The following is a 23554-nucleotide window of genomic DNA, read 5'->3' as shown; positions in this document are numbered from 1 at the left end:
GTCAGGCATGGCTCAGGGCGCTTGCTTCGGCGGGGACCCCGCTGCCGTCGGGCGCGTGCCCGCCGGGCCGCGTGCCGCCGCTGCGGGCCTTCTCCACCGCCCAGTACACCGCCTCGGGCGTCGCCGGGGAGGCGAGTTCCACGCTGATCCCGCCGGGCCCGAACGCCGCGGCGGCCTGCCGCAGCGCCTCCCGTACGCAGAAGGCCAGCATCAGCGGGGGCTCGCCCACCGCCTTGGACCCGTAGACCGCACCCTCCTCCGTGGCGTTCTCCAGCAGCCTGACGTTGAACTCCTCCGGCATCTCCGAGAAGCTCGGCAGCTTGTAGGTGCTCGCAGCCTGCGTCAGCAGCCGGCCGCGGTTCGGGCCGTCGCCGGCGTCCCACCGCAGGTCCTCCAGCGTCAGCCAGCCCGCGCCCTGCACGAAGCCGCCCTCGACCTGACCGATGTCGATCATGGGGGAGAGGCTGTCGCCGACGTCGTGCACGATGTCCACCCGCCGGATCCGGTACGCGCCGGTGAAACCGTCCACCTCCACCTCGGCCGCGGCAGCGCCGTAGGAGAAGTACTTGAACGGCGAACCCCGGAACACCTTCGCGTCCCAGTGCAGGCCCTCGGTCCGGTAGAAGCCGGCCGCCGACAGCTGGACCCGCTGGAAGTACGCGGTGCGCACCAGGTCGTCCCAGGCCAGCTGCGCGTCGCTGCCGAGGACCCGCGCGACGCCGTCGACGATGCGCACGTCCGAGGCGTTGGCACCCAGCTGGGTGCCGGCGACCTGGAGCAGCCGCTCACGGATCTGCTCGCAGGCGTTCTTCACCGCGGCGCCGTTGAGGTCTGCCCCGGCGCTGGCGGCGGTGGCGGAGGTGTTGGGAACCTTGTCCGTACGGGTGGGTGCCAGCCGCACCTTGTGCAGCGGAATGCCCAGCGTGGTCGCGGCGACCTGGAGCATCTTGGTGTGCAGGCCCTGCCCCATCTCGGTGCCGCCGTGGTTGATCAGGACCGAGCCGTCCTTGTAGACCAGCACCAGCGCGCCGGCCTGGTTGAAGGCGGTGAGGTTGAACGAGATCCCGAACTTGATCCCGGTGATCGCGAGAGCCCGCTTGGTGTGCGGGTGCGCGGCGTTGAAGGCCGCGATCGAGGCCTTGCGGTCGGCGATGCCGGCGTCGTCGTGGACCTGGCGCCAGACGGCGGAGATCCGCTCGGGGTGCAGGACCCGCTGCCCGTACGGCGTCGAGTGGCCCTGCCGGTAGAAGTTGCGTTCGCGCAACTCCACGGGATCCAGGCCGAGGAGCGGTGCGCACCGGCCCATGATGTCCTCGATCACCAGCATGCCCTGCGGTCCGCCGAAGCCGCGGAAGGCCGTGTTGGAGACCTTGTTGGTCCTGGCGATGCGGCCGGTGACGCGCGCGTTGGGAATCCAGTAGGTGTTGTCGATGTGGCAGAGCGCCCGTGCCACCACGGGCTCGGACAGGTCCAGGCTCCAGCCGCCGTCCGCGGTCAGGGTGGCGTCCAGGGCCTGGATGCGTCCCTCGGTGTCGAAGCCGATCTTCCACGTGGCGTGGAAGCCGTGGCGCTTGCCGGACATGGTCAGGTCCTGGGTGCGGTTGAGCCGTACACGGACCGGCCGGCCCGTCAGCCTGGCGCCGAGGGCGGCGACTGCCGCGAACCCGTGGGGCTGCATCTCCTTGCCGCCGAAGCCGCCGCCCATCCGCAGGCACTGCACGGTCACCTCGTGGCTGTGCAGGCCGAGCACGTGCGCGACGATCTCCTGCGTCTCCGAGGGGTGCTGGGTGCTGCTCTGGACGAACATCTGCCCGTTCTCGTCGACGTGGGCCAGTGCCGCGTGCGTCTCGAGATAGAAGTGTTCCTGATCGGAGAAGTGGAACTCGCCGGTGAACACGTGCGCGGAGTCGTCGAAGCCGGCGTCGACGTCGCCGGTCACCATCACGGGCCGGGCGCCGTGGAAGCTCCCGGCCGCGATCGCCTCCCGCAACGTGATCACGGAGGGCTTCTCGTCGAGTTCCACCTCGACGGCCGCCGCACCGAGCCGGGCCGCCTCCAGGGTCTCGCCGAGCACCCAGGCGACGGCGTGGCCGTGGAACATGACGGTGTCGGGGAACAGCGGTTCGTCGTGCTTCATCCCGGCGTCGTTGACGCCGGGCACGTCGGCGCCGGTCAGTACGCGGACCACGCCGGGCACGGCGAGCGCGGGCCCGGTGCGCAGCGCGGTGATCGTGCCGTGGGCCTTCATGACCTGGACCGGGTAGGCGTGCAGTACGTCCTTGGTGCGGTGGACCAGGTCGTCGGTGTACAGGGCGGCGCCGGTGACGTGCAGGCCGGCGCTCTCGTGCGGCAGCGGAAGGCCGACGACGGGCTTCTCGGGGCGTTCGGACAGATGGCTCATGACGACACCGCCTCGGTGGTTCGCGCGTACAGCTTCATCAGGCTCTGGCCGAGCATCGCGGAGCGGTATCCGGCGCTGGCGCGGTGATCGTCCATCGGCGTGCCCTCGGTCCGCAGCACCCGGGCCGCGGCCTCGGCGGTCCCCGCGGTCCAGGGCCGGCCCTCCAGTGCGGCCTCGGTGGCGAGGGCGCGGATCGGGGTGGCGGCCACGCCGCCCAGGCCGATGCGCGCCTTGCGGACGGTCCCGTCCTCGATGTCGAGCGCGAACGCCACCGCGACGCTGGAGATGTCGTCGAAACGACGCTTGGCGATCTTGTGGAAGGCCGCGACCGGTGACAGCGGCAGCGGGACGCGCACCGCGCGGATCAGTTCGCCGGGGCGGCGCACGCTCTGTCGGTAGCCGGTGAAGTAGTCGCGGAGGGGTACCTCGCGCTCGCCGTCGGCGTCGGCGAGCACCAGGGACGCCTCCAGTGCGAGCAGTACCGGCGGGCTGTCGCCGATGGGAGAGCAGGTACCCAGGTTGCCGCCGAGGGTCGCGCTGTTGCGGATCAGCCGGGACGCGAACTGCGGGAACAGCTCCGCCAGCAGCGGGACGCTGCCGCCGAGGCGGCGTTCGATCTCCGTGAGGGTCTGCGCCGCCCCGATCTCGATGTGGTCGGATCCGACGCGCAGTTCCCGCAGTTCGGGCAGCCGGTCGACCGCGATCACACAACCGGCGCGACGGGAACGGATGTTGACCTCGACGCCCCAGTCGGTGCTGCCGGCGACGACCACCGCTTCGGGCCGCTCGCGCAGCAGCCGCAGCGCGTCGGCGAGGGTGCCCGGCCGCAGGAACGCGCTGTCGTCCCGTGTGTACCGGGTGGCGACCGGTTCGGGCGGGGACTGCTCGCGGCGCCGCGCCAGGGGGTCGTCCTCGGCGGGCATGCCGACGGCGAACGCGGCGTCGCGGATCGGGCGGTAGCCGGTGCAGCGGCACAGGTTTCCGCTCAGCGCGTGCAGATCGAAGCCGTTCGGACCGTGCTCGGAGCCGTCGGAGCCGTCGGCCCGGCCGGCATGCGCGCAGCGGTCGGGCCGGTAGTACTCGGAGGCCATGCTGCAGACGAACCCCGGTGTGCAGTAACCGCATTGGGAGCCGCCGCGGACGGCCATCTCCTCCTGCACGGGGTGCAGCACGGCCGGCGTACCGGATGCGTCGGCGGCGGCGAGGCCCTCGGAGGTGACGACCTCCTGCCCGTCGAGCGCCGCGACCGGGACCAGGCAGGCGTTGACCGCCACCCAGTCGGTGGGCTTGTTCACGCCGGGACGGGCCACCAGGACCGAACAGGCGCCGCATTCACCCTCGGCGCAGCCTTCCTTGGTACCGGTCAGGCCCCGCTCGCGGAGGAAATCGAGCACCGTGGTGTGGGGCGGCGCCGGGGAAATCGGTGCTTCTTTCCCATTGACCGTGATCCGCGCCGCTACCACGGCACGTCCTCATTTCGGCGCGCGGTCGATCGGACTGTCCAAGTCGCCATTTCAGAGCTTTCTCTTCCGGTGGTCGCGGCCCGGGAACGCGCAGCGCGACGCCTCGGCACGCGACGGCATGCCGTAAGTGGTGACATAGATGAGAAGGTGCCGGGGCCGCAATCGGGCACGCCGACGAGGGGGCTGCTCAGCAGCCGTGGGCTACACGACCCGGAGCCCAGGCGATCTGGTGTGCGAGGCGAATCAGGCCGGAGATGGTCGACATCCGGTTTCGCCTCCTTCCAGCAGCTCACGAGCGGGTGCGGTCGAAGTTACGTTGCCGCAGCTTCATCGGTCAAGCACTTGTCGGCGCATTGCACGAAAGCCGGCCACCGCGACCGGCCGGTATTCCTACGTGGAACCAGCGGAGCCCGCATTCCCTTCGGCGGCGGCGTCACGGTACGGCGGCGGGGTGCGGGCACCCCGGCAGCGACGGCCGGTCCTTGGTCCGTACGGCGGGGAGCCACGCCGTGGACTGCGCGGAGCCGGCGGGGAGACGGACGCGGTACCAGCGGGTGGAATGCCGGTCCTCCTCGTCGATGATGGGCCGGCCGTCGGCCAGCTCGCACTCGGCGGCGAGGACGTCGCCGTGCCACACCCGGGTCGCCACGACGTTCTGCGCGGCGTACGGCTTCCGGGGATCGATCGCCAGGCCCAGGCTGCACTGCTGGTCCCGGTCGGACCGCTCCTGGCAGCCCCGCTCCGCGTTGAACACCCGGACCGTGCCGGTCACCGCGCCCGTACGGCCGGGCGGAGCGTACGAGCCCGCGCGTACCCCGTCCGCGCACAGAGCCGCCCCGGCGATGCCGCAGAGCGCGGTGGCCAGTACGGCGGTGCGGGCCCGGCCGCCCTGCCGCCTTCCCACCCCCGGTGCCGTTTCCGTCCCCGGCATCCCCTGCCGGGCGGCGGAGATACGGGCGAGCAGGCTGTCGGCGGTGTGCGGGGCGCGCGCCGCGTGTGTCGGGGCGAGGCAATCGGCGGCCAGGTCGCGCCAGAACGGCGGCAGGGCGTGGTCCAGGCGCAGCGGGGCACGGCCCGCGCCGTACTCCTGGACCGCCGCGCCCCGTGCCACGGGGGTGGCACCGGCGAACGGAGAGCCTCCGGACGTGAACACCTCATGGATGACGATGCCCAGCGCCCAGATGTCGGCGGTCGGCCGGACCAGTACGCCGAGTTCCCCCAGGGGCGCCCGCCAGCGCTCGGGCGGGAGGTAGTCCAGGGTGCCCATGGGCGGCGCGTAACCGTGCGTCCCCGTCAGCTCGGTGGCGAGGCCGAAGTCCGAGAGTTTCACGGAGCGGTCCGCGCCGAGCAGGACGTTCTCCGGCTTGAGATCGGCGTGGACCCAGCCCGAACGGTGGAGATGGGAGAGCCCCTCGCAGATCTGCGCGATCAGCCGGCCCCGTTCGGCCTCGGGCACCCCGGCGTCGACCAGCTCCCGCAGACTGGCCGCGGCCCTCTCCATGACCAGCACGATCGCCCCGTCCAGGGCGGGCCGGTCCGGTGCGCGGAGCACGAAGGTCTCCAGGAAGCCGATCAGGCGTGGATGCCCCAGCCGGCGCCCGAGTTCGACCTCGCGGCGGGCGGACTCCACGATCCTGCGCGCCTGGCGCGGCGCGAGAGCGGCGGTCGGCATGATCTTGAGCGCCACCTCGGCGGGGCCGGGACGGCCGCCGGCGGGAGCGCGGGCAGGGAGTACGTCGGCCGGCCGCGCCGCGTAGACCGTGGACCAGCCTCCGGACCCGATCAGCTCGGTGACCACCCAGCTCCCCACCCGGCAGCCGGGCGGGAGCAGGTCCGCGCGGTCGCACTCGGTCGTACCGCCCAGGCCGAGCCGTGCAGTCATCGCCCGGCCTGCCGCTCCCGCCCGCGAGCCCCCGTCAGGGGCGGCAACAGCGCGAGGTGTTCCTCCCGTACGAGCCCGAACCGCAGCCCGAGCCCGACGATCTCCTCCCGCTTGCCGTTGCGGCGTTCGCCCCTGCCGTGCTCGGCGGGGTGGTCCAGGACCCCGATGCGGAGCTTCTCGTCGGCGAGGTAGTCGATGTGCGAGCTGACCGCCCGTGCGGTGAGAGCGCCGCAGGCGGGGTGCGGCCTGAGCCGCTCGACGATCTGCGGGGTGGTGGGTACCGCCACGCGGGACTGGTCGCGCAGGCGCGGTTCGCAGAGCGCGACGAGGACGAGGAAGTAGGTGGCCGTCTCGTCCAGGGAGTACGCGGTGACCGTGCGGTTGCCCCAGGGGACGCCCATGGCCTCCGGGTCCAGATAGACGTGGTCGGGCGCGAACACCTGGAAGGAGACGGGGACGTCGCCGCGGGCGGGCAGCACCACGCGCGCGAACTCGAACGGGACGGGCGCCCCCACCCGTCGCGGCGGAACCCTCAGGTATTCCCCCGCGCCCTCCGGGTTCTCCACCAGATAGCTGTGGGTGCTGCTGTGGTTCGTCAGCTGCCAGTGGTCGTCGGTCACGCGGATCTCACCGGCGAGCCGGGAGATCGCCGCGTCGGCGAGGCGCAGCTCGACGGGTACCGCGGTGGAGCCCCGCCCGAAGCGGGCGACCTCGCCCGGGCCGAGCCGCAGGGTCACCGGTTCGCCGCACGGTGCGCCGCCGCCGGTGCCACCGCTTCCCCGCGGCAGATGGACGACTACGCCGCTCACCGTTCCCCCTGTTCCACGCGTCGCACTTGCCGGACGTGCGGAACGATACTCACCTCGCGGGGGAGTTGACCGGCGTACTTCGGCCACTTCGGCCGGGGCCGCCGACGGGGGCGGCGGTTCGCGGACGGCGACGGCCGGGGCGCCGGGATCTGGCCCGCTGCGGCGGGCGCGCAGGCCGCGTCGAGCCGCCCGCAGTGGGCAAAGTCACCGTGTCACAAAGGGGCGGAACGCCGCTTCGAGGGCTTCGCGGCGCGTCCTCGCCCCTGTTTCCCCCTGTGCGGGTGGCGAGATCCGGACGCCCTGGTCAGAGCGCGGGACTGCCCGACGCGAGGGGCGCGACCGTGCGATCACCGAAGGCCGACCACGGCCGCCACCCGCCGCTCGGCCGGGCCTGGACGCGGGTCCGCAGCCGGCCCTCGGCGGTCACGGCGAAGACGTGGGTCCGCCCGGCCGGGTCGAGCACGGCCGTGGGGGAGGCGGCGAGCCGGACACCGGGCTCGCCGAACTCCCCGCCGGGTGCCGGGTCCCCGCCCGGAGCGACCTGCCAGCGGTGGTCCAGACGGGCGCCGCCGGGCGTCAGGGAGAACGCCTCCAGCCGGCCGTCGGCGTTGACGGACAGCGCCGGAGCGGCCGCGCTCCAGCCGAACATGGGCAGCCATGCGTCCCAGCCGCCGCTGGGCACGGTCTGCCGCCGGTGGAAGGTTCCCACGCCCGACGGTCCGATCGCGGTGACGGTCAGCCGGCCGCTGCCGTCCCGCGCCACCCGCGGGGCCGCGCCGGCCGCCGTGCCGAACCGGTGCCAGGCGGCGGTCCAGGGGCCGCCCGGGGCCTCCTGCCACCGGTGGTCGATCGCGGCGCCGCCGGGTGCGAGTGCGAACACCTCCAGCCGGCCGTCGGCGTTGGCCGCGACCACCGGCGGTGCGCCCGCGGGCCCGCCGAATCCGGGCTCCCACGGCTCCCAGGCCGGTGCCCCGGGTGTCCGCTGCCGGCGCCGTGCGACGGAGGCGCCGCCGGGACTCAGGGCGAAGACCTCCAGTCGGCCGTCGGCGTCCCGGGCCACGGCGGGGGCGGCTCCGGCCGGGCCGCCGAACTCCTCCCATGCGTACCAGCTGCCGTCCGGCCGCTGCGCCCGGTGGTGCAGGTTCGCCCCGCCCGGCGCGAGCGAGAACACCTCCAGCCGGCCGTCGGCGTCGCGGCCGAGCGTCGGTACGGCGCCGGCCGGCCCGCCGAAGGTCTCCCACCGCGACCAGGTGTCGGCGTCCGGATCGAGCTGTACCCGCCGCAGCACCGACAGGTCCGAGGCGTCGAGCGCGAACACCGTGAGGCGGCCGTCGGCGTCGAGCCCGGCCACCGGATGGTCCGGGCTCTGCCACGGCGGTGGCGTGTCCCGCCAGTGCAGGGGTGCCACGTACAGCCCGTGCCGGAACCAGCCCGCGGCGGTGGCGTACCACCGCTCCCCGTCGGCGACCACCTCGACGGCGTGACCGGGTACGTGCCCCGCGTATCCGGCGAGTTCGAAGCGGAAGGGATCCCGGGACGCCAGCACGTCGGTGCCCTCGTATCCGCCCCGCGGCCCGACGAACAGGTAGTACCAGCCGCCGCGTTCGACGACGTACGGCGACTCCGTGACCGACACCGTCGCGTCGGTGCTCGCGTCGGTGAACGCGACACCCGGTTCGCTCCAGCGCAGGAGGTCGGCGGAACGGCGGTGGGCCACGACGTGGCGGCCGCCCGCGCCCGCGACTTCGGTGTAGTACATGACCCACTCGCCGCCGACCCGCAGCACCATCGGGTCACGCGCCGCGAGCCCCCGGAACAGCGGGCCGGACGGCTCACGGGTCCAGGTGAACAGGTCGGTGGACGTGGCGAGGTTGATCGCGGCGCCACGCGCGCCACCCGCGGCGTAGAACATCCAGTACCTGCCGTCCGCCTCGACGACGTGCGGCGCCCAGAGGTGTTCCTCGCCGAAGTAGGACGGGTCGACGGTGAGCGCGTCGGGGTGGGTGGTCCACGGTCCGTGCGGGCTCGGTGCGGAGGCGTGCGCGAAGGACGTCTCCGCCGAGCTGTCCGGGGATTCGCCGCGGGGCGCGCTGTTTCCGACGATGCCGAACAGGTGCCAGCGGCCGCCGGCCTTGATCAGCGTGTGGTCGTTGAGGTAGCGGGGGCCGGCGGCGGTGGAGGGGTCGTGGACGTACGCGAAGGGGCCCGCGCCGACCCACTGGCGGGGCGTGGTGTCCCCCGCGGTCCCCGTCCCGGTCCCTGGCCCTGGCTCTGTTCCGGCGCCGGCCGTGGCACGGCCGGCGCCCAGGAGCGGGAGCGTGCCCACCCCGGCGGCACCCTTCAACAGGGTCCGCCTGCTGATCGGAAGCATGGTCTCTCCAGTCGGAAGGGCGGGCGGGCACGGGCGCGGATCAGTCGAGGGCGGGGCCGGCCCCGTCGTTGACCCACATCCACTCCGACCAGGTCGCGAACCCGGTCTGCCATTTGTGGTAGGTGCCGGCGCGGCCGGAGGCGAAGACCTCGATGCGGCCGTCGGCGTTGACGGCCGCCGTGACTTCGGTGCCGCCGGTGCCGAAGGCGGCCCACTCGCCGTAGCGTGCGTTCGGGGCGGTCTGCCAGGTGTGCATCGCGGTGACGGCGTTGACGGCGAAGACCTCCACGCGGCCGTCCGGGGTGCGTTCGCTGGTGAGCTGCGCGTCCGCGGGACCGCCGGTCGGCTCCCACTGCGACCAACTCGTAGGCCCTGCCTGGTACTTGTGGAACACGCCCACCGGCCCGGAGGCGAACACCTCAAGGCGGCCGTCGGCGTTGCGGTCGACGGTCAGGTCGTGGCCGCCGCCACCGAAGTCCTCCCATGCGGACCACCCTCCACCGGGCGCCGTCTGGTACTGGTGCTGGAAGGTGGCGCCGTTGAGCGCGAACACCTCCAGACGACCGTCCGGTGCCTTCTCCATCTCGACACGGCTGTCGGCGGGGCCGCCGGCGGGCTCCCACTCGGACCAGCCGCCGTTCGCGGCCGTCTGGTACCGGTGGAAGAGCCCGACCGGTCCGGAGGCGTAGACCTCGATGCGGCCGTCGGCGTTCACGCCGGCGGCGGTGTCCTTGCCGCCGCCGCCGAAGGCCTCCCAGTTCGACCAGCCGCCCGACTGGGACAGCTGCCAGCGGTGCTGGAAGGTGCTCCCGTTGACGGCGAACACCTCCAGGCGTCCGTCCGCGTTCGGCGCGATGGCCAGTTCGGCGCCGCCGCCCGGTCCGCCGAGCGGCTCCCAGGCCGACCAGCTGCCGTTGACCTCCTGCTGCCAGGCGTGGTGCACGCCGTCGGCGCCGGCCGCGAACACTTCCAGACGTCCGTCCGCCGACCGTGCCGACACCACCCGGCCCGACTCGGCCGGGTGCACCGGGGGCTTGGGCCGCGGACCGCTGCCCGGCGTACAGGGCAGCACCACGCCGCGCTCCGCCAGGTAGGCCTCGGGGTCGATGCCGTACGAGGTGGACGGGTCTCCCCAGATCCGCAGGTGCAGGTGGGGGCCGGTGGAGTTCCCCTCGGCGCCCATCAGCGCGATCTGCTGGCCGGCCGCGACGCGGTCGCCGACGGAGACGTCCCGCCGGGTCATGTGCCCGTACTCGGAGATCCTCCCGTCGGGGTGCAGGACGCGGATCCACTGGCCGTAGTCGCCGGTGTACCCGGAGATGGTCACCTCGCCGTCGCCCACGGCGTAGATCGGTGTGCCCACGTTGTTGGCGATGTCGACGCCGTTGTGGCCGCTGTGGAAGTGCTGGGACACGAACCCTGCCGCCGGGCACGCCGCGGTGAGCTCGGCGGGCCGGGCCGCGGCCGGAGTGGTGCTCACCAACAGGGCCGGCAGCAGGGCGGCTGTCGCCGCGAGAACACAGTGCAGTGCGCGTCGGAATGGTTTTGGAAGCACGGGACGCTCCTCCCCCTCGGCGGTCCGGGTGTGCGAACGGTCTGGAAGGTAGCAACGGCGCCGGAGCGGGAGACCCCGGAAGGTTACGGACTGACAGCCGGCAGCCGGTCCGCTAGGGCGGGTCCGCGGGGCACGGCCGCCGGTCGAACCGGCGCTTCCGGACTGCGTGACCACGGCCGGGGCCCGACGGACGGGCCGCCGGGGCCCGACGGACGGGCCGGGCTCCGGCGGCGGCGTACGGGCGGCGGCTGCGGGGGCGTCCGGTTGACTAGTTGACCGCGGGGCCAGAACCGTTCAGCCAGCCCCACTCCGACCAGCTTGCGAACCCGGTCTGCCACCGGTGGTAGACGCCGGCGTGGCTGGTGCCGAAGACCTCGATGCGGCCGTCCGCGTTGTTGCCCGCACCGACCGCCGTGCCGCCGCCGCCGAAGTCCACCCACGGCGAGAACGCGGCGTTCGGGCCGGTCTGCCAGGCGTGGCTCGCGGCGCCGGCATTGATCGCGAACACCTCCACGCGGCCGTCGACCGACCGGGAGGTGGTCAGCTCGGCGTTGGCGATCCCGCCGGTGCCCGTCCACTGCGACCAGGAGGTCGGGCTCGTCTGCCAGCGGTGGAACACACCGTTCGCGTTGGACGCGAACACCTCCAGCCTGCCGTCCTGATTGTGGCTGGCGGTCACGGCGTGTCCGCCGCCGCCGAAGTTCTCCCAGGCGGACCAGCCGCCGTTGGCGCCGGTCTGGTAGAGGTGCTCGAACGTCGAGTCCGACAGGGCGAAGACCTCGAGGCGGCCATCGGGGGCGTTCTCGACGGCCAGCCGCGCGTTGGCCGGGCCGCCGCCGGTGCCTTCCCAGCCGCCCCAACCGCCGCTGGGCGCGCTCTGCCAGCGGTGGAAGACCCCGTCGGGGTTGGAGGCGAACACCTCGATGCGGCCGTCGGCGTTGCTGCCCGCCGCCAGGCGGTGGCCTCCGCCGCCGAAGTTCTCCCAGGCGGACCAGCCCGCACTGGGCGCCGTCTGCCACATGTGGTCGAAGGTGCTGTCCGACAGGGCGAACAGCTCCAGGCGACCGTCCGCGTTGGCCGCCACGGCCAGCTGCGCGTTGCGCGGGCCGCCCGCGAACCGCCACTGCGACCAGTCGCCGTTCACCGCGGTCTGCCACGAGTGGTAGACGCCGTCGGCGCCGGCGGCGAACGCCTCCAGGCGTCCGTCCGCGGACCGCCCGGACACCACCCGGCCCGAGGCGTAGGGGTGCCGGGGGCCGCTGCTCATACCGGACCACAGGGCGTTGGCGATGAGCGTCGCGTCATCCGCCTCGATCGCGTACAGGCCGCGCAGGTCCTCCCGGGGCCGCTGGACGTGCCAGCACACCTCGCCGATCGCCTCGTCGTTCCACGAGCCGCCCGGATACTGCTGTTCCATCGCGTCGAGGAAGGCGTTCGTGGCGTGGGCCGGGTTCAGGCGCTCCTCCCGCGTACCCCACCAGTCCTGCTGCTGGAACAGGCCGAGGCTGGTGTAGTCGACGGCCTGTGCGTAGTTGTTCATGCTGCTTTCCACGATGATCGTGGCGATGGCGATCGCGGCGGCGCGCGGACCCAGCCCCCGGTCCTTCACCGCCTGCGTGACCATCCGCGCGCAGGACATTTTGTAGCCGTTCAGGTAGCCGGCCATCTTGGCGTGCAGCTGCGGGTTGAGCTGATCGGCCATGACGCCGTCGGCGGCCGACGGTCCGGCCGGGTCACAGGGGACGGTCGGAATGGCGAAGCCCTGCGGGCCGCCGAAATAGCGGGAGACGCCGGCGCGTTGGCCGTCCGGGCCCGGAAGGGGCCCTTGCCCGGCCATGGCGGGCGAGCTGGTCATCGCGATGACCAGGGCCCAGACCCCGGCCATGACGGCCAGTCCGGTGAACATGCGGCATAAGCCGATTCTCGACATGGTGTGCCCTTTTCGTCGCGTCGTGGAGTGCCCGGCGCTGCCGGCCGGTCCTGTCCGGTCGCCGGCGGCCGACGGTAGGAGGCCCCGATGAAATACCGATGGCACGGGTTTCATCGGGATGTCATCGGCCGCTGCCACTGTCGTCCGGTGACCTCGGCCGACCGCGTACGCACCGGGAAGCGGACGCGCGGGCCGACTACTTGGGGAGGATCGACATGCGAGCACGAAGGATGGCGGCGGCGTCGGCCGGACTTCTTCTGACAGCCGGAATCTCAGTGGTACAGGCGCCCACGGCGCAGGCCGCGGCTCCGTGCGAGGGTACCTACACGATCGTCGTCGGCGGCACGGGCAGTTCGTGGAACAACGACGGCTTCTACGGCAACATCCAGCAGCACGTCGGGTACCCCACCCAGATCCCCAACGGCGCCAGCGCCCGCGCGGGCGTCAACGAGCTGAACCGGCTGGTCCGCGACCAGCGTGCCGCGTGCCCCGGCCAGCACGTCAAGATGGGCGGGTACTCCCTGGGCGCCGCGGTGGTGCACATCTGGGTCACCGAGAACTGGCAGACCTTCGACAACGTCAACGCCGTCCTCATCTCCGACCCCAAGCGCCAGGGCCCTCCCGGTGCCAACGGCGGAGCCGTGCCGTTCGGAGGCTTCGTCGGCGCCCCGCTCGCCGGCGCCGACAAGTTCTTCGGCAACGTGCCGGTCAAGACGATCTGCCACTGGGACTACGTCTGCGACGAGTCCGCGGGCATCTGGACCTACCCGGAGAACCACGTCAAGAACTACCCCGCCGACTTCAACATGGATCACCACAACGACAGTGCCAACGAGGTCTGGTACAACGGCGCCTGGTATCCGGCGTAGTCACACGAGGCGCGTCGGCCGCGTCGGCCGCGTCGGCGGCTTCCGACCGCCCGGCGGGGTGGGGCCGGGGCCGTCGTCGTCACCGCGCAGGATCATCTGTCGGGTCCGCCGCAGCATCCGGCTCGGCGCGACCCCCAGGTCGTCGGCGAGCCGGCGGCGGGCGCGATCGAACACGGTCAGGGCGTCGGCCTGCCGGCCGGCCCGGTACAGCGCCCGCATCAGCATCGCGGCCAGCTGTTCGTTCAGGGGGTCCGCCGAGGACAGGGCGAACAGCTCGGCGATCGCCTCCGACTCCTGGCCCAGCCGCAGTTGCGCCTCCAACTTCCGCTGCACGATGGCGGTCCGGCGCTCGCCGAGCCGCATCCGTTCCAGCTCGGCGAGCGGTCCGGGCAGGCCGGCCAGGAGCTCCCCGCGGAACAGCTCCAGCGCCTGCGCGCACAGGCGGACCGCCTCGGCCGGTTCGCCCGCCCGATCGGCCCTGCCGATGTCGGCGACCAGTTCCTCCATGCGCGCCACGTCCACGTCCACCGCGCCGGCGACCAGCCGGTAGCCGTGCCGGGTGTGCTCGATGACCGAGTCCGGGCCGTCGTGGTCCGAGGCGTTGCCGCTCCGCAGGGCCTTGCGCAACCGGTAGACGTACACCGGCACCACGTTCGCCGCCGGCGGCTCCATCCCCCATACGTCGTCCAGCAGTTCGTCCCGGCTGAGGATCCGCCCCGCGCCCAGGGCCAGCGCCGCGAGTACGGCCTGCTGGCGGAGGTGTCCCAGGTCGAGGGGCCGACCGTGCTGCGTCGCCCGCAGCGGCCCGAGCAGACAGATCCGTATCCGCCGGCCGGCCGGCCGACCGGCGGCGCTCCGCGGCACCGGGTCCGCCGGGCGGGTGCGGGGGCCACGTCCGGGGGCGACCAGGCCGCAGTCGAAGGCGTGGACGATGGCGGCGGCGCGGTCGCGCAGTCCGAGTTTGGCGAGGATCCGCGCGAGGTGTGCGGCCACGGCGTCCTCGGGGAGGGCGAGGGCGGCGGCGATCTCCTCGTCCCGCAGCCCGCAGCCGACCGCGGACAGCACCCGGCGTTCGAGGGGCCCCAGCACGGTGCCGGTCGGGCGGCGGTCATCGGTGGCGGTCGTCGGCATCGCGGCTCCCCGGGCTCCGGACTGGTCGGTCTGACGGGCGCCGACAAGCTAGTCAGGAGAACAGGGGGCAGGGCATCCGGAAGGATCCGGAGTGACATGCGGGCCCGGCATCCCTATCGAGGCCTCACACGGGCAGTCGGTGGAGGACGACATCGCGCAGGGCGCCGTCCTCGGCGGTGAGGGTCAGGTAGGTGTGGTGGGGCTGGCGGCGTCGGTCGGTGGGGGAGCCGGGGTTGAGCAGGCGGAGCCCGCCCGGGGCGGTGGAGTCCCAGGGGATGTGGCTGTGGCCGAACACCAGGACGTCCGTGTCGGGGAAGAGCGCGGCGCACCGCCGTTCGCGTCCGGCGGCCGGTCCGGTCTCGTGGACGACGGCGAAGCGCAGGCCGCCGATTTCCGCGCGGGCGACCTCGGGCAGTCTGCGGCGCAGGGCGGGCCCGTCGTTGTTGCCGTACACGGCGATCAGGCGCCGCGACCTCGACTCCAGTACGTCAAGGGTGGCTTCGTCGGTCCAGTCCCCGGCGTGGATCACCACGTCGACCTCGCCGACGGCCGTCAACAGGTCCTCGGGGAGGCGCTTGGCCCGCGAGGGCACGTGCGTGTCCGAGGTCAGCAGCAGCCTCATGGGCCCACGGTAGCCGCCACTTCCCGGCGCACGGCTCCCGGCACACCGCCCCGTACGGTGAGGGCGGATCCCGGCCATGGCGTGAATTGCATCACCGGGGCGGCGATTGTGTCGCCCCTTGTCCGTTTCCGCCTGGGCGAACCGCCCGATCAGGGCGCTACGTTGCTTCCCACCACCGGCATCGTCCCGACCCGGGCGACAGGAGCGCGATGAGGATGACTGCGGCCGCGCGGGTCGTGCTGTCGGCCGTCCTGGCGACGGGCGCTCTCGGCGCGCCTGGGGCGCCGTCTTCTCGTCGTGAGGGGGCTGGGCGGCCGTCGACCGCCCCGCGCCCCCGTGCGGCCCGCCCCACCCCAAGGAGAAACGCATGCCGGTGAAGCAGAGGCCGCGCCCGTGCCGCCGGCTGTCCGCCGGCTGGGCCGTCGTCCTTTCCTTCGATGTCCTGGCCACGCTCCTGACGGGCCTCGTGCTGTGCGCCGCAGGCGCGCTGCTGCCCGGGATCACGGAGGACTACGGCCCCGCCACCGAGCCCACCTCGCCCATGGCCATGGCGTTGTTCCTGTCCGCCCTCCTGCTGGTCTCGTCGCTGGCCGGGACGGCGGTCCTGCTCTCGCGGGCCGGCACCGAGCGCTCGCGTACGCTCGCCCTCCGGCTCTCGGCCGTTCGGCTCGCACTGATCGTGCTCCCGGCCGCCGCCTTCGTGGTGTACGGCATCATCACCATCGAGCCCGCCTGAGGCGAGCCCGGTACTACGCCGCCGGTGCCAGGCCGCGGGCGGTGCCCGTCCGCTCGTACGCGTCCCCGCGCGCAGCACCGCCGCCTCGCCGTAGGGCCTCCCCATGAGCTGCATGCCGATCGGCAGGCCCTGCGGGTCCAGGCCGACCGGGACGGTCAGCGACGGGACGCCCGTGACGTCGGCGGGGGCCGACAGTCGTACGTAGGCGTCGGAGACGACCGACGAACACCGCGCCGGCCGCGGAGAGCCGTGCGGCGACCGTACTGTCGGCCCGCGCCCGGTGGCCCTCGCGGACCCGGGAGCTCGCCGAGGTGGCCGTCCCGGCCACGTCGATCAGGTCCTTCAGGCCCGCGGGTATGCCGTGGAGGGGGCCCCTGGGCTCCCCGGCTGCCATCTCGTCGGCGGCGCGCCGTGCCGAACGCCGGGAAGGCCGCACGCGGTGTCCGGACCCCGCAGCCCGCCGGGGCGGCCGGGTCAGGGAGCGCACACGCGTACCGCGAACAGGACCGCGTCGTCACGGGCGTCCCGGGGAGCGACGGCGTCCATGAGGGACCCCAGCAGACCGTCCAGCGGAACGTCCGGGGGAGCGGCGGCGAGCCGGTGGGCGAGCCGGTCGACGTTGTCCTCGATGTCCCCGCCCGGCTCCTCCACCAGCCCGTCGGTGTACAGCAGCAGGGTGGTGCCCGGGGCCAGGGAACGGCTGTCGCAGGTGCGGGGACCCGGCTCCAGGGCGTGGTGCAGCAGCACGTCGTGTTCCGTGAGGCTCTCCACGGCGCCGTCCGCGGTGACCAGGAGCGGGGCGGGGTGGCCCGCGTTGCTCCACCTCAGCTGCCAGTGGCCGTCGCCCATCGGAATGAGATGGGCGTGGAGGGCGGTGCCGCTGGCCGGGAGGTGCAGCCGGCGGCAGGCCCGTTCGAGCGCGCCGAGCGCCTGTTCCGGGCCGTCGCCCGGATGGTCGTGATCGGCCTGGCGCAGCATGCTGCGTACCTGGCCCATGAGGGAGGCGGCCCGCGTGTCGTGCCCGGTGATGTCGCCGACCGTCAGCGCCACGGCGCCCGCCGCTTTCGTACCCGGTGCCACCGGCAGGGGATAGGCGTCATACCAGTCACCGCCCACCATGTCGTCCTGCGCGGCCGGCCGGTACAGGGCCGACAGCTCCAGGCCGGGTACGTCGGGGAGTTCGGTGAGCATGGCACGCTGCAACTGCCGGGCGACGGTGACCCGTTCGTCGAGGTGCAGGGCGCGCTCGACCGCCTGGGCCGTGTAACCGGCGAGCGTGGTCAGGACCGCCCGCTCGTCCACGCCGATCCCGTGCGGGGCGTCCCAACCCAGGACCAGCGCCCCGAGGGTGCCGTGCGTGCCGCGCAGGGGCAGGCAGGCGGCGGTGCCGTGGTCCAGGGTGTCGAACGCCGGGGTGGCCAGGGGGCGGCGGCCGGGAGCGGTGTCGGCCCCGTCGCTCTCCGGCGGCGTACGGACCACGATCATCCGGTTCTCCCGCACCGCGCGTGCGACCGGCCAGTCCGAACCCAGGGGGAAGGCTCCGGTGCCGGCGACGCCGGCCCCGCCGGGCGCGGCGAAGTCGCCGTCGACGGGGCTCAGGACGTGGTGGAGGATGCCCTGCCGCACCAGGACCAGGTCGATGCGGGCCGGCTTGAGGTCCCCGCTGACCAGGTCCCCGACCCGCTGGCGGACGTCCTCCAGGCCGCTGGTGTCGGCGAGGTCCTCGGACGCCCGGAGGAGCAACTCGGACCGGTTGAGGAGTTCGTGCACGCGGGTCGCCTCCCCGGCCGCCGCGTGCGCCGCGTCCTCCGCCGCCTCGCGGGCCTGGCGGACGGTCTCGGAGCGCGTCCGCATCCGCATCTGCGCGCTGCACGCGGCGGCGAGGTCCGACAGGTCCCGTACGTCGTCCTCGCTCCACGCCCGGGGGGCGCGGTCCGCGACCGCGAGGACGCCCAGCAGCTCACCGGAACCCCCGACGAGGGGGACGCCGCCGAACGCGAAGGGCGCGCCGTCGTCGTCACCGGCATGGGACAGGAAACGGGGCCGCCCGTCCCCGGCGACCCGCCGGCAGTACGCCAGTACCACAGGGTCGGGCCCCGTCCCGGTCGGCCAGCACTCGGGGACCGCGCCCGCGGCCTCTGCTGCGGGCTCCAGCCAGACGAGCCCCAGCGGTACCGCCAGAAGCCGTGTGGCGAGCCGGGCGAACCGATTCAACCCGTTTCCTCTCCTACCGGGTTGCACCTGCAGCCTCGATACCTCCCATCGTAGAGGTGTCCCGCCGATCATGCCGGGTCCGGCCCGAGCTGCCCCGACGTGCCGTGACGTGCCCTGACACGCTCTGACGTGCCCGCGCCGAGGCGGCACCGCCTGCTGCGCGGGAGGCGGTGGCAGGCGGGTTTCGAACGCGGTTTCGGTGGTCCTCCGAAGGGCAGGCGCACGCCATGGACCAGTTGAGGCACCCGTACGCGACGCACTGACCGCGTACCACCGCGACGGGGAGACCCCCCTACGCCCCCGACCCACAAGCAAGGCCGCGCGGCCGACCGGGCCCTCGACGACCGGGCACACGGAGACGAGGAGGAGACCCTTGCAGACCTTCCTCCCCTTCCCGTCGTTCCGGGCCTCGGCGGCCGTGCTCGACACCCGGCGGCTCGGGAAACAGCGCGTCGAGGCCCTCCAGGTACTGCGCGGCCTGATCGTCCCGGACTACGGATGGCGCAGGCATCCGGCCGTTCGCATGTGGGCCGGCTACGAGGAGGCGCTCGTCCGGTACGGGCTGGACGTCTGCGGGACCTGGACGGCCGAGGGGCGCGCCGACACCTGCGCCGTCACCCTGGTCCAGGACTTCCGGGCCTGGCTGCCGGGCGCGGAGCCGAGGACCCAGCAGCAGTTGGCCGCCGACGGCGACCTCCCGCCGTGGCTCGGTGCCCCGGACTTCCACCGGAGCCACCAGTCCGCGCTGGTCCGCAAGGATCCGGACTTCTACCGCCCGCACTTCCCCGAGGTCGCGGACGACCTGCCGTACGTCTGGCCCGCCTCCGACCGCACGCCGGGGCGGGCGAGGTGACCGCGCCGCGCCCGGTTCCCCCGGACGGATGCGGGCACGCGCCAGGTGTACGGAGAAATCCCCGGGGGGCGAGAAGGAGGCGTCATGAGGGCTCTGACCTGGCAGGGCAAGCGGGACGTACGCGTCGACACGGTGCCCGATCCCACGATCCGCGACGGCGACGACGTCATCGTCAAGATCACGACGACCGGCTTGTGCGGATCCGATCTGCACCTGTACGAGGTCCTCGGCGCCTTCCTCGACGCCGGTGACATCCTCGGCCACGAACCGATGGGCGTCGTCCAGGAGGTGGGGCCGGAGGTCACCGCCCTGAAGCCGGGGGACCGGGTCGTCGTCCCCTTCAACATCTCGTGCGGGTCGTGCCACATGTGCGCACGCGGACTCCACTCCCAGTGCGAGACGACACAGGTCCACGAGCACGGCACCGGCGCCGCCCTCTTCGGCTACACCAAGCTCTACGGCCAGGTGCCGGGCGGCCAGGCCGAGTACCTGCGGGTGCCCTTCGGCAACGCCCTCCCCATCAAGGTCCCGGAGGGGCCGTCCGACGAACGGTTCGTGTACCTGTCGGACGTGCTGCCGACCGCCTGGCAGGCCGTCGAGTACGCGGACGTACCGCCGGGCGGCAGCGTCGCCGTACTGGGCCTGGGACCGATCGGCGACATGAGCTGCCGCATCGCCGCCCACCGGGGCGCCGACACGGTCATCGGCGTCGACCTGGTCCCGGAGCGCCTGGACCGGGCCCGCGGGCGCGGCGTCCGGGCCCTGGACGTCCGGCAGGGCGGCGACGAGCTCGCGGACGCCGTCCGCGAGCTCACCGGCGGCCGGGGTCCCGACGCCGTGATCGACGCCGTGGGGATGGAAGCCCACGGCAGCCGCGTCGCCGCGGCCGTGCAGGGCGCGACCACGCTCCTGCCGGACGCCCTCGCCGGAGCCCTGATGAAACGCGTCGGAATCGACCGGCTCGCCGCGCTCCACACCGCGATCGACCTCGTACGCCGCGGCGGCACGGTCTCAGTGTCGGGGGTGTACGGCGGCGCCGCCGATCCGATGCCACTGCTGACCATGTTCGACAAGCAGCTCACGCTGCGCATGGGGCAGGCCAACGTACGGCGCTGGGTCGACGACATCCTCCCGCTGCTCACCGACGACGATCCGCTGGGCGTGGAGGACTTCGCCACCCACCGGCTGCCGCTCGAAGAGGCGCCGGACGCGTACGAGATGTTCAGCAAGAAGGCGGACGGCGCCGTCAAGGTCCTCTTCACACCCTGACGTCAGGGTCCTCTTCACACCCTGACCGCGCCGACCGCTGCCGCTCCATCCGGTCGTCAGCCGGAGCGGCCCTTCTTGCGCAGGGCGTCCGGCTTGTGCACGGCCGACCGGCCGGACGCGTCGCTCTCCACCTCGTACTGCGGCTCCTCCTCCGAGGCGTCGACGGTGCGGCCCGCCGCACGCGTGCGCTCCGTGATCTTCTTCTTCACCTTTCCCGTCACCTCGTTGCCGTGGCTCCTCCAGGAGACCTCGTCGCCCCGGCTCAGGTTCTTCTCCGCGTCCTTGCCGCCCCCGCCGCCCGTACCGCCCCTACCGCTCCTGTCGCCCTTGGAGTCCACGGCCTTCCCTTCTGTTCCGGCCGGCCGGCCGCCGTCCGGCGGCGCGGCCGCACTCGCCGTCCGCGTCCCAGCCTGGGCCAGGCGCACGCGCCACGCACCTGCTGGGCCTACAGTGGACGGTCCCTGATCCAGCAGGAGACGTACATGCGAGCCCACCCGCCCGGGGGCCGACCCGACGACGGTGCGCAAGACGCCCTGTTCGGCCCGGAGGACATCGACACGGGGCAGGCGTCCCGCGCGCAGGCAGACACCGGCCCGCTGTTCCGGGACTCCCCGACCGCGCGCCGGCTGCTGTCCGTACGGGCGATCTACGCCGAGCCGGCGGCCGCGGCCTCCCCGCGCGGCAGACAGGTCCTCGCCCGCTACCCCGGCGCGGAGATCGTCCCCGTCGCCTCGCACTGGCGGATCCCCGACCTCCACGGCAACGAGGGGAACGTCGACCGCTGGGTCCGCATCAAGACCGAGACCCTGGTCCTGGGGGAGAAGAAGACGCTCACCACCCGGCCGAACGGCCGCTCCGCGGACTGGATCGCACCCGGGCCCGCCAACGGCTGCGCCATGGCCTGCGCCTACTGCTACGTCCCGCGCCGCAAGGGGTACGCCAACCCGATCACCGTCTTCACCAACATCGAGCGCACCATCGCCCACCTCTCCCGGCACGTCGCGCGCCTCGGCCCCAAGCCCGAGGCCAACCAGTGCGATCCGACCGCATGGGTCTACGACATCGGCGAGAACAGCGACTGCTCGGTCGACGCCCTGATCAGCGACAACGTTGCCGACCTGGTGGGTGCCTTCGCGCGGTGGCCGACCGCCAAGGCGTCCTTCGCCACCAAGTTCGTCAACCCCGACCTGCTCCTCCTGGACCCCCGCGGCCGTACCCGCGTGCGGTTCTCCCTCATGCCGCAGAGCGACTCCAAGCTGCTCGACATCCGCACCAGCCCGGTGGAGGGCCGCATTGCCGCGGCCGGGGACTTCCTGGACGCGGGCTACGAGGTCCACTTCAACCTCTCGCCCGTCGTCCTGCGCCCGGACTGGGAACGGGACTGGGCACTCCTGCTGCGGCAGATGGACGACGTGCTGCCCGCCCGGGTGAAGGACCAGGCCGCCGCCGAAGTGATCATGCTGACGCACAACGAGGACCTGCACGACCTCAACCTGGGCTGGCACCCGCGCGCGGAGGACGTCCTGTGGCGGCCCGGCATCCAGCAGCCGAAGCGCTCGGAGAACGGCAGTTGGAACGTCCGCTACCGGGGTGAGGTGAAGGCCGAGGCCGTCGCGACGATGCGCGCCCTCGTCGCCGCCCACGCGCCCTGGCTCCGGATCCGGTACGCCTTCTGACCGCTGATGTTGTGTCGGGAGTATTGACAGAAGTTGAACACAATCGGACGCTGAGAGCGCTCTCACGCTTCAATACACCGATTCCTGCCCTCGCCCATTCCCCCCTCGGCAGGTCCCCCCACGCAAGGAGGATGAGAGTGTCCCGCTTGTCGAAAGCGCTGGCGTTCGGCATCTCGGCGCTGTCCGTCGGCGCCGGTGTGCTGTTGTTCGGTCCGCCGCCGTCCGCCGAAGCCGTACCGGCGACCATCCCGCTCACCATCAAGAACAACTCCGGTCGCAACGAACCCGTCTACATCTACAACCTCGGCACCCTGCTCGCGACGGGCCGGCAGGGCTGGGCGGACGCCAACGGAGCGTTCCACCCCTGGCCCGCCGGGGGCAATCCGCCCACCCCCGCCCCCGACGCGGCGATCGCCGGCCCGGCCAACGGGCAGACCAAGACGATCCGGATGCCCAAGTTCTCCGGACGCGTCTACTTCTCGATCGGGCAGAAGCTCGTCTTCAAGCTCACCAGCGGCGGCCTGGTGCAGCCCGCCGTGCAGAACCCCTCGGACCCCAACCACGACATCCTGTTCAACTGGTCGGAGTACACGCTCAACGACGGCGGCCTGTGGATCAACAGCACCCAGGTCGACATGTTCTCCGCCCCGTACGCGGTGGGCGCGAAGGCGCCGGGCGGCACGGTCAAGAACACCGGCCACCTCAAAGCCGGCGGCTACAACGCCGTTTTCGGCGGGCTGCGTTCGGCCGGCTGGGGCGGCCTGATCCAGAACCGCCCGGACGGCACCCCCCTGCGCGCGCTCTCGCCCGGCCACGGCATCGAGGCGGGCGGAATCCCGGCCGGCGCGATGGACGACTACATCAACCGCGTCTGGAACAAGTACAGCTCCTCCACCCTCACGGTGACGCCGTTCGCGAACCAACCGAACACCAAGTACTACGGCCGGGTCTCGGGCAACGCCATGAACTTCACCAACGGCTCGGGGGTGGTGGTCACCAGCTTCCAGAAGCCCGACTCCGACAGCGTCTTCGGCTGCTACAAGCTCCTGGACGCTCCCAACGACACCGTCCGCGGCCCCATCTCCCGCACCCTGTGCGCGGGCTTCAACCGCTCGACGCTCCTGACCAACCCGAACCAGCCCGACGCCGGCGGCGCCGGCTTCTACCGCGACGCCGTCACGAACCACTACTCCCGCCTCATCCACGCCCAGATGGCGGACGGCAAGGCCTACGGCTTCGCCTTCGACGACGTGGGCGCCCACGAGTCACTGGTCCACGAAGCCGACCCGCAGGAGGCCTTCATGACGCTGGAACCGTTCAACTAGGAACTGACCTGCCGACACGTGCGGAGCCGGTCCGCCCCTTCCGTCCCGGCGCCGCCTTCCGGTCTTCAGTGGTTGTGGCGTGCCCCGTGTTCCAGCCACTGGGGGCGGGGCGCGCCGGCCCCGGGGCCGGAGGGGAAGAGGGGGGCCCGCCCGCCGGGTGCCGTCGCGGTGAGCGGGACGCCGAGGCTCTGGCACATGCGCTGGGCGCGGGCCAGTGCGCTGAAGGTCATGGGGGAGGGCGAGCGGCTCGGCAGTTCGACCGTGACCCGCTCGGGGCGGTGCGCCTGGACGAGGGATTCGATCTCCAGGGCGGCCGCCGCCCGGTCGGTGACGCTCAGCTCGTGCAGGATCCGCACGTGCAGCGTCCCATCGGCGATGTGGTGACTGATGACCATGCCGCACCTCCTCCGCACACCGGGCCTCCGGACCCCACCAGTGTGCGGCAGGC

At 73.0% G+C, this 23554-nt stretch carries 18 protein-coding genes and 2 pseudogenes; 6 read left to right on the top strand and 14 right to left on the bottom strand.

Going from position 1 to position 23554, the window contains the following annotated elements; all coding sequences use genetic code 11:
* Nucleotide 1 precedes the first annotated feature (1 nt).
* From xdhB to ACZ3X1_RS02930, 7 genes are all read right to left on the bottom strand, one after another.
* The gene (xdhB, locus tag ACZ3X1_RS02960; protein WP_467275921.1) at nt 2-2401 is read right to left on the bottom strand and encodes a xanthine dehydrogenase molybdopterin binding subunit; all 2400 of its coding nucleotides are present in this window, start codon (nt 2399-2401) and stop codon (nt 2-4) included.
* Nucleotides 2398-3864, bottom strand: coding sequence for a xanthine dehydrogenase small subunit (locus tag ACZ3X1_RS02955; protein WP_467275919.1), 1467 nt, complete (start codon nt 3862-3864; stop codon nt 2398-2400). The genes xdhB and ACZ3X1_RS02955 overlap by 4 nt, the downstream gene beginning before the upstream one ends.
* 433 nt (nt 3865-4297) lie before the next feature.
* Nucleotides 4298-5746 carry a serine/threonine-protein kinase gene (locus tag ACZ3X1_RS02950; protein ID WP_467275917.1) on the bottom strand — a complete coding sequence of 483 codons (1449 nt, stop codon included), beginning with the start codon at nt 5744-5746 and terminating at the stop codon, nt 4298-4300.
* Nucleotides 5743-6555: an FHA domain-containing protein gene (locus tag ACZ3X1_RS02945; RefSeq protein ID WP_362622262.1), complete on the bottom strand. Its 813-nt coding sequence runs from the start codon at nt 6553-6555 to the stop codon at nt 5743-5745. The genes ACZ3X1_RS02950 and ACZ3X1_RS02945 overlap by 4 nt, the downstream gene beginning before the upstream one ends.
* Before the next feature lie 304 nt (nt 6556-6859).
* Nucleotides 6860-8926 (bottom strand): DUF8189 domain-containing protein, encoded by a 2067-nt coding sequence (locus tag ACZ3X1_RS02940; protein ID WP_467275914.1) that lies wholly within the window; start codon nt 8924-8926, stop codon nt 6860-6862.
* 40 nt (nt 8927-8966) lie between these two features.
* Nucleotides 8967-10481 carry a DUF8189 domain-containing protein gene (locus tag ACZ3X1_RS02935; protein WP_467275912.1) on the bottom strand — a complete coding sequence of 505 codons (1515 nt, stop codon included), beginning with the start codon at nt 10479-10481 and terminating at the stop codon, nt 8967-8969.
* 268 nt (nt 10482-10749) lie between these two features.
* Nucleotides 10750-12411 carry a PLL family lectin gene (locus ACZ3X1_RS02930; RefSeq protein WP_467275910.1) on the bottom strand — a complete coding sequence of 554 codons (1662 nt, stop codon included), beginning with the start codon at nt 12409-12411 and terminating at the stop codon, nt 10750-10752.
* Between the two features lie 215 nt (nt 12412-12626).
* Between ACZ3X1_RS02930 and ACZ3X1_RS02925 the strand changes: the two genes are divergently transcribed.
* The gene (locus ACZ3X1_RS02925; protein WP_356811516.1) at nt 12627-13280 is read left to right on the top strand and encodes a cutinase family protein; all 654 of its coding nucleotides are present in this window, start codon (nt 12627-12629) and stop codon (nt 13278-13280) included.
* On the opposite strand, the gene ACZ3X1_RS02920 is transcribed toward ACZ3X1_RS02925, so the two are convergent.
* Both ACZ3X1_RS02920 and ACZ3X1_RS02915 read right to left on the bottom strand, forming a co-directional pair.
* Complete coding sequence (locus tag ACZ3X1_RS02920; RefSeq protein ID WP_467275907.1) at nt 13281-14411, bottom strand: AfsR/SARP family transcriptional regulator; 1131 nt, start codon at nt 14409-14411, stop codon at nt 13281-13283.
* Between the two features lie 124 nt (nt 14412-14535).
* A complete protein-coding gene (locus tag ACZ3X1_RS02915) occupies nt 14536-15033 on the bottom strand; it encodes a metallophosphoesterase family protein (RefSeq protein WP_356811518.1) in 498 nt (165 codons plus the stop codon).
* Between the two features lie 367 nt (nt 15034-15400).
* Here ACZ3X1_RS02915 and ACZ3X1_RS02910 point away from each other — a divergent pair, with 367 nt between their 5' ends.
* Complete coding sequence (locus tag ACZ3X1_RS02910) at nt 15401-15769, top strand: hypothetical protein (RefSeq protein ID WP_467275904.1); 369 nt, start codon at nt 15401-15403, stop codon at nt 15767-15769.
* Between the two features lie 132 nt (nt 15770-15901).
* On the opposite strand, the pseudogene ACZ3X1_RS02905 reads toward ACZ3X1_RS02910, so the two are convergent.
* The 3 genes and pseudogenes from ACZ3X1_RS02905 to ACZ3X1_RS02895 all read right to left on the bottom strand — a co-directional run.
* A pseudogene (locus ACZ3X1_RS02905) lies at nt 15902-15964 on the bottom strand (hypothetical protein); the annotation flags it as partial.
* A gap of 19 nt (nt 15965-15983) precedes the next feature.
* Nucleotides 15984-16196: pseudogene (locus ACZ3X1_RS02900) on the bottom strand (amidase family protein); the annotation flags it as partial.
* A gap of 47 nt (nt 16197-16243) precedes the next feature.
* Entirely contained in the window at nt 16244-17983 is a 1740-nt protein-coding gene (locus tag ACZ3X1_RS02895) for a SpoIIE family protein phosphatase (RefSeq protein WP_467275902.1), read from the bottom strand.
* Between the two features lie 373 nt (nt 17984-18356).
* Between ACZ3X1_RS02895 and ACZ3X1_RS02890 the strand changes: the two genes are divergently transcribed.
* Both ACZ3X1_RS02890 and ACZ3X1_RS02885 read left to right on the top strand, forming a co-directional pair.
* Complete coding sequence (locus ACZ3X1_RS02890) at nt 18357-18836, top strand: MSMEG_6728 family protein (RefSeq protein WP_467275900.1); 480 nt, start codon at nt 18357-18359, stop codon at nt 18834-18836.
* Nucleotides 18837-18920: 84 nt separating this feature from the next.
* On the top strand, nt 18921-20105 hold the full coding sequence (locus ACZ3X1_RS02885; protein WP_356811522.1) for a zinc-dependent alcohol dehydrogenase: 1185 nt from the start codon (nt 18921-18923) through the stop codon (nt 20103-20105).
* Between the two features lie 56 nt (nt 20106-20161).
* On the opposite strand, the gene ACZ3X1_RS02880 is transcribed toward ACZ3X1_RS02885, so the two are convergent.
* Nucleotides 20162-20371 carry a hypervirulence associated TUDOR domain-containing protein gene (locus ACZ3X1_RS02880; protein WP_391699270.1) on the bottom strand — a complete coding sequence of 70 codons (210 nt, stop codon included), beginning with the start codon at nt 20369-20371 and terminating at the stop codon, nt 20162-20164.
* A gap of 216 nt (nt 20372-20587) precedes the next feature.
* On the opposite strand from ACZ3X1_RS02880, the gene ACZ3X1_RS02875 reads away from it, so the two are divergent.
* A complete protein-coding gene (locus ACZ3X1_RS02875) occupies nt 20588-21781 on the top strand; it encodes a spore photoproduct lyase family protein (protein ID WP_467275897.1) in 1194 nt (397 codons plus the stop codon).
* 131 nt (nt 21782-21912) lie between these two features.
* Nucleotides 21913-23106: a glycoside hydrolase family 64 protein gene (locus ACZ3X1_RS02870; protein ID WP_467275895.1), complete on the top strand. Its 1194-nt coding sequence runs from the start codon at nt 21913-21915 to the stop codon at nt 23104-23106.
* A gap of 65 nt (nt 23107-23171) precedes the next feature.
* Here the strand turns inward: ACZ3X1_RS02870 and ACZ3X1_RS02865 are convergent, their stop codons facing one another.
* Nucleotides 23172-23501, bottom strand: a complete 330-nt coding sequence (locus ACZ3X1_RS02865) for a hypothetical protein (RefSeq protein WP_356811525.1) — start codon at nt 23499-23501, stop codon at nt 23172-23174.
* Between the last annotated feature and the right edge of the window lie 53 nt (nt 23502-23554).

The sequence above is a fragment of the Streptomyces sp. NPDC023541 genome (assembly GCF_055559995.1).
Note: the sequence above shows the minus strand (reverse complement) of the source record. Positions and strands in the feature narration are given on the sequence as shown.

Coding starts and splice junctions, on each gene's coding strand:
- ACZ3X1_RS02870 (WP_467275895.1), top strand. CDS start 21,913: ATGAGAGTGTCCCGCTTGTCGAAAGCGCTGGCGTTCGGCATCTCGGCG.
- ACZ3X1_RS02865 (WP_356811525.1), bottom strand. CDS start 23,501: ATGGTCATCAGTCACCACATCGCCGATGGGACGCTGCACGTGCGGATC.
- ACZ3X1_RS02915 (WP_356811518.1), bottom strand. CDS start 15,033: ATGAGGCTGCTGCTGACCTCGGACACGCACGTGCCCTCGCGGGCCAAG.
- ACZ3X1_RS02925 (WP_356811516.1), top strand. CDS start 12,627: ATGCGAGCACGAAGGATGGCGGCGGCGTCGGCCGGACTTCTTCTGACA.
- ACZ3X1_RS02930 (WP_467275910.1), bottom strand. CDS start 12,411: ATGTCGAGAATCGGCTTATGCCGCATGTTCACCGGACTGGCCGTCATG.
- ACZ3X1_RS02940 (WP_467275914.1), bottom strand. CDS start 8,926: ATGCTTCCGATCAGCAGGCGGACCCTGTTGAAGGGTGCCGCCGGGGTG.
- ACZ3X1_RS02875 (WP_467275897.1), top strand. CDS start 20,588: ATGCGAGCCCACCCGCCCGGGGGCCGACCCGACGACGGTGCGCAAGAC.
- ACZ3X1_RS02950 (WP_467275917.1), bottom strand. CDS start 5,746: ATGACTGCACGGCTCGGCCTGGGCGGTACGACCGAGTGCGACCGCGCG.
- ACZ3X1_RS02920 (WP_467275907.1), bottom strand. CDS start 14,411: ATGCCGACGACCGCCACCGATGACCGCCGCCCGACCGGCACCGTGCTG.
- xdhB (WP_467275921.1), bottom strand. CDS start 2,401: ATGAGCCATCTGTCCGAACGCCCCGAGAAGCCCGTCGTCGGCCTTCCG.
- ACZ3X1_RS02910 (WP_467275904.1), top strand. CDS start 15,401: ATGCCGGTGAAGCAGAGGCCGCGCCCGTGCCGCCGGCTGTCCGCCGGC.
- ACZ3X1_RS02885 (WP_356811522.1), top strand. CDS start 18,921: ATGAGGGCTCTGACCTGGCAGGGCAAGCGGGACGTACGCGTCGACACG.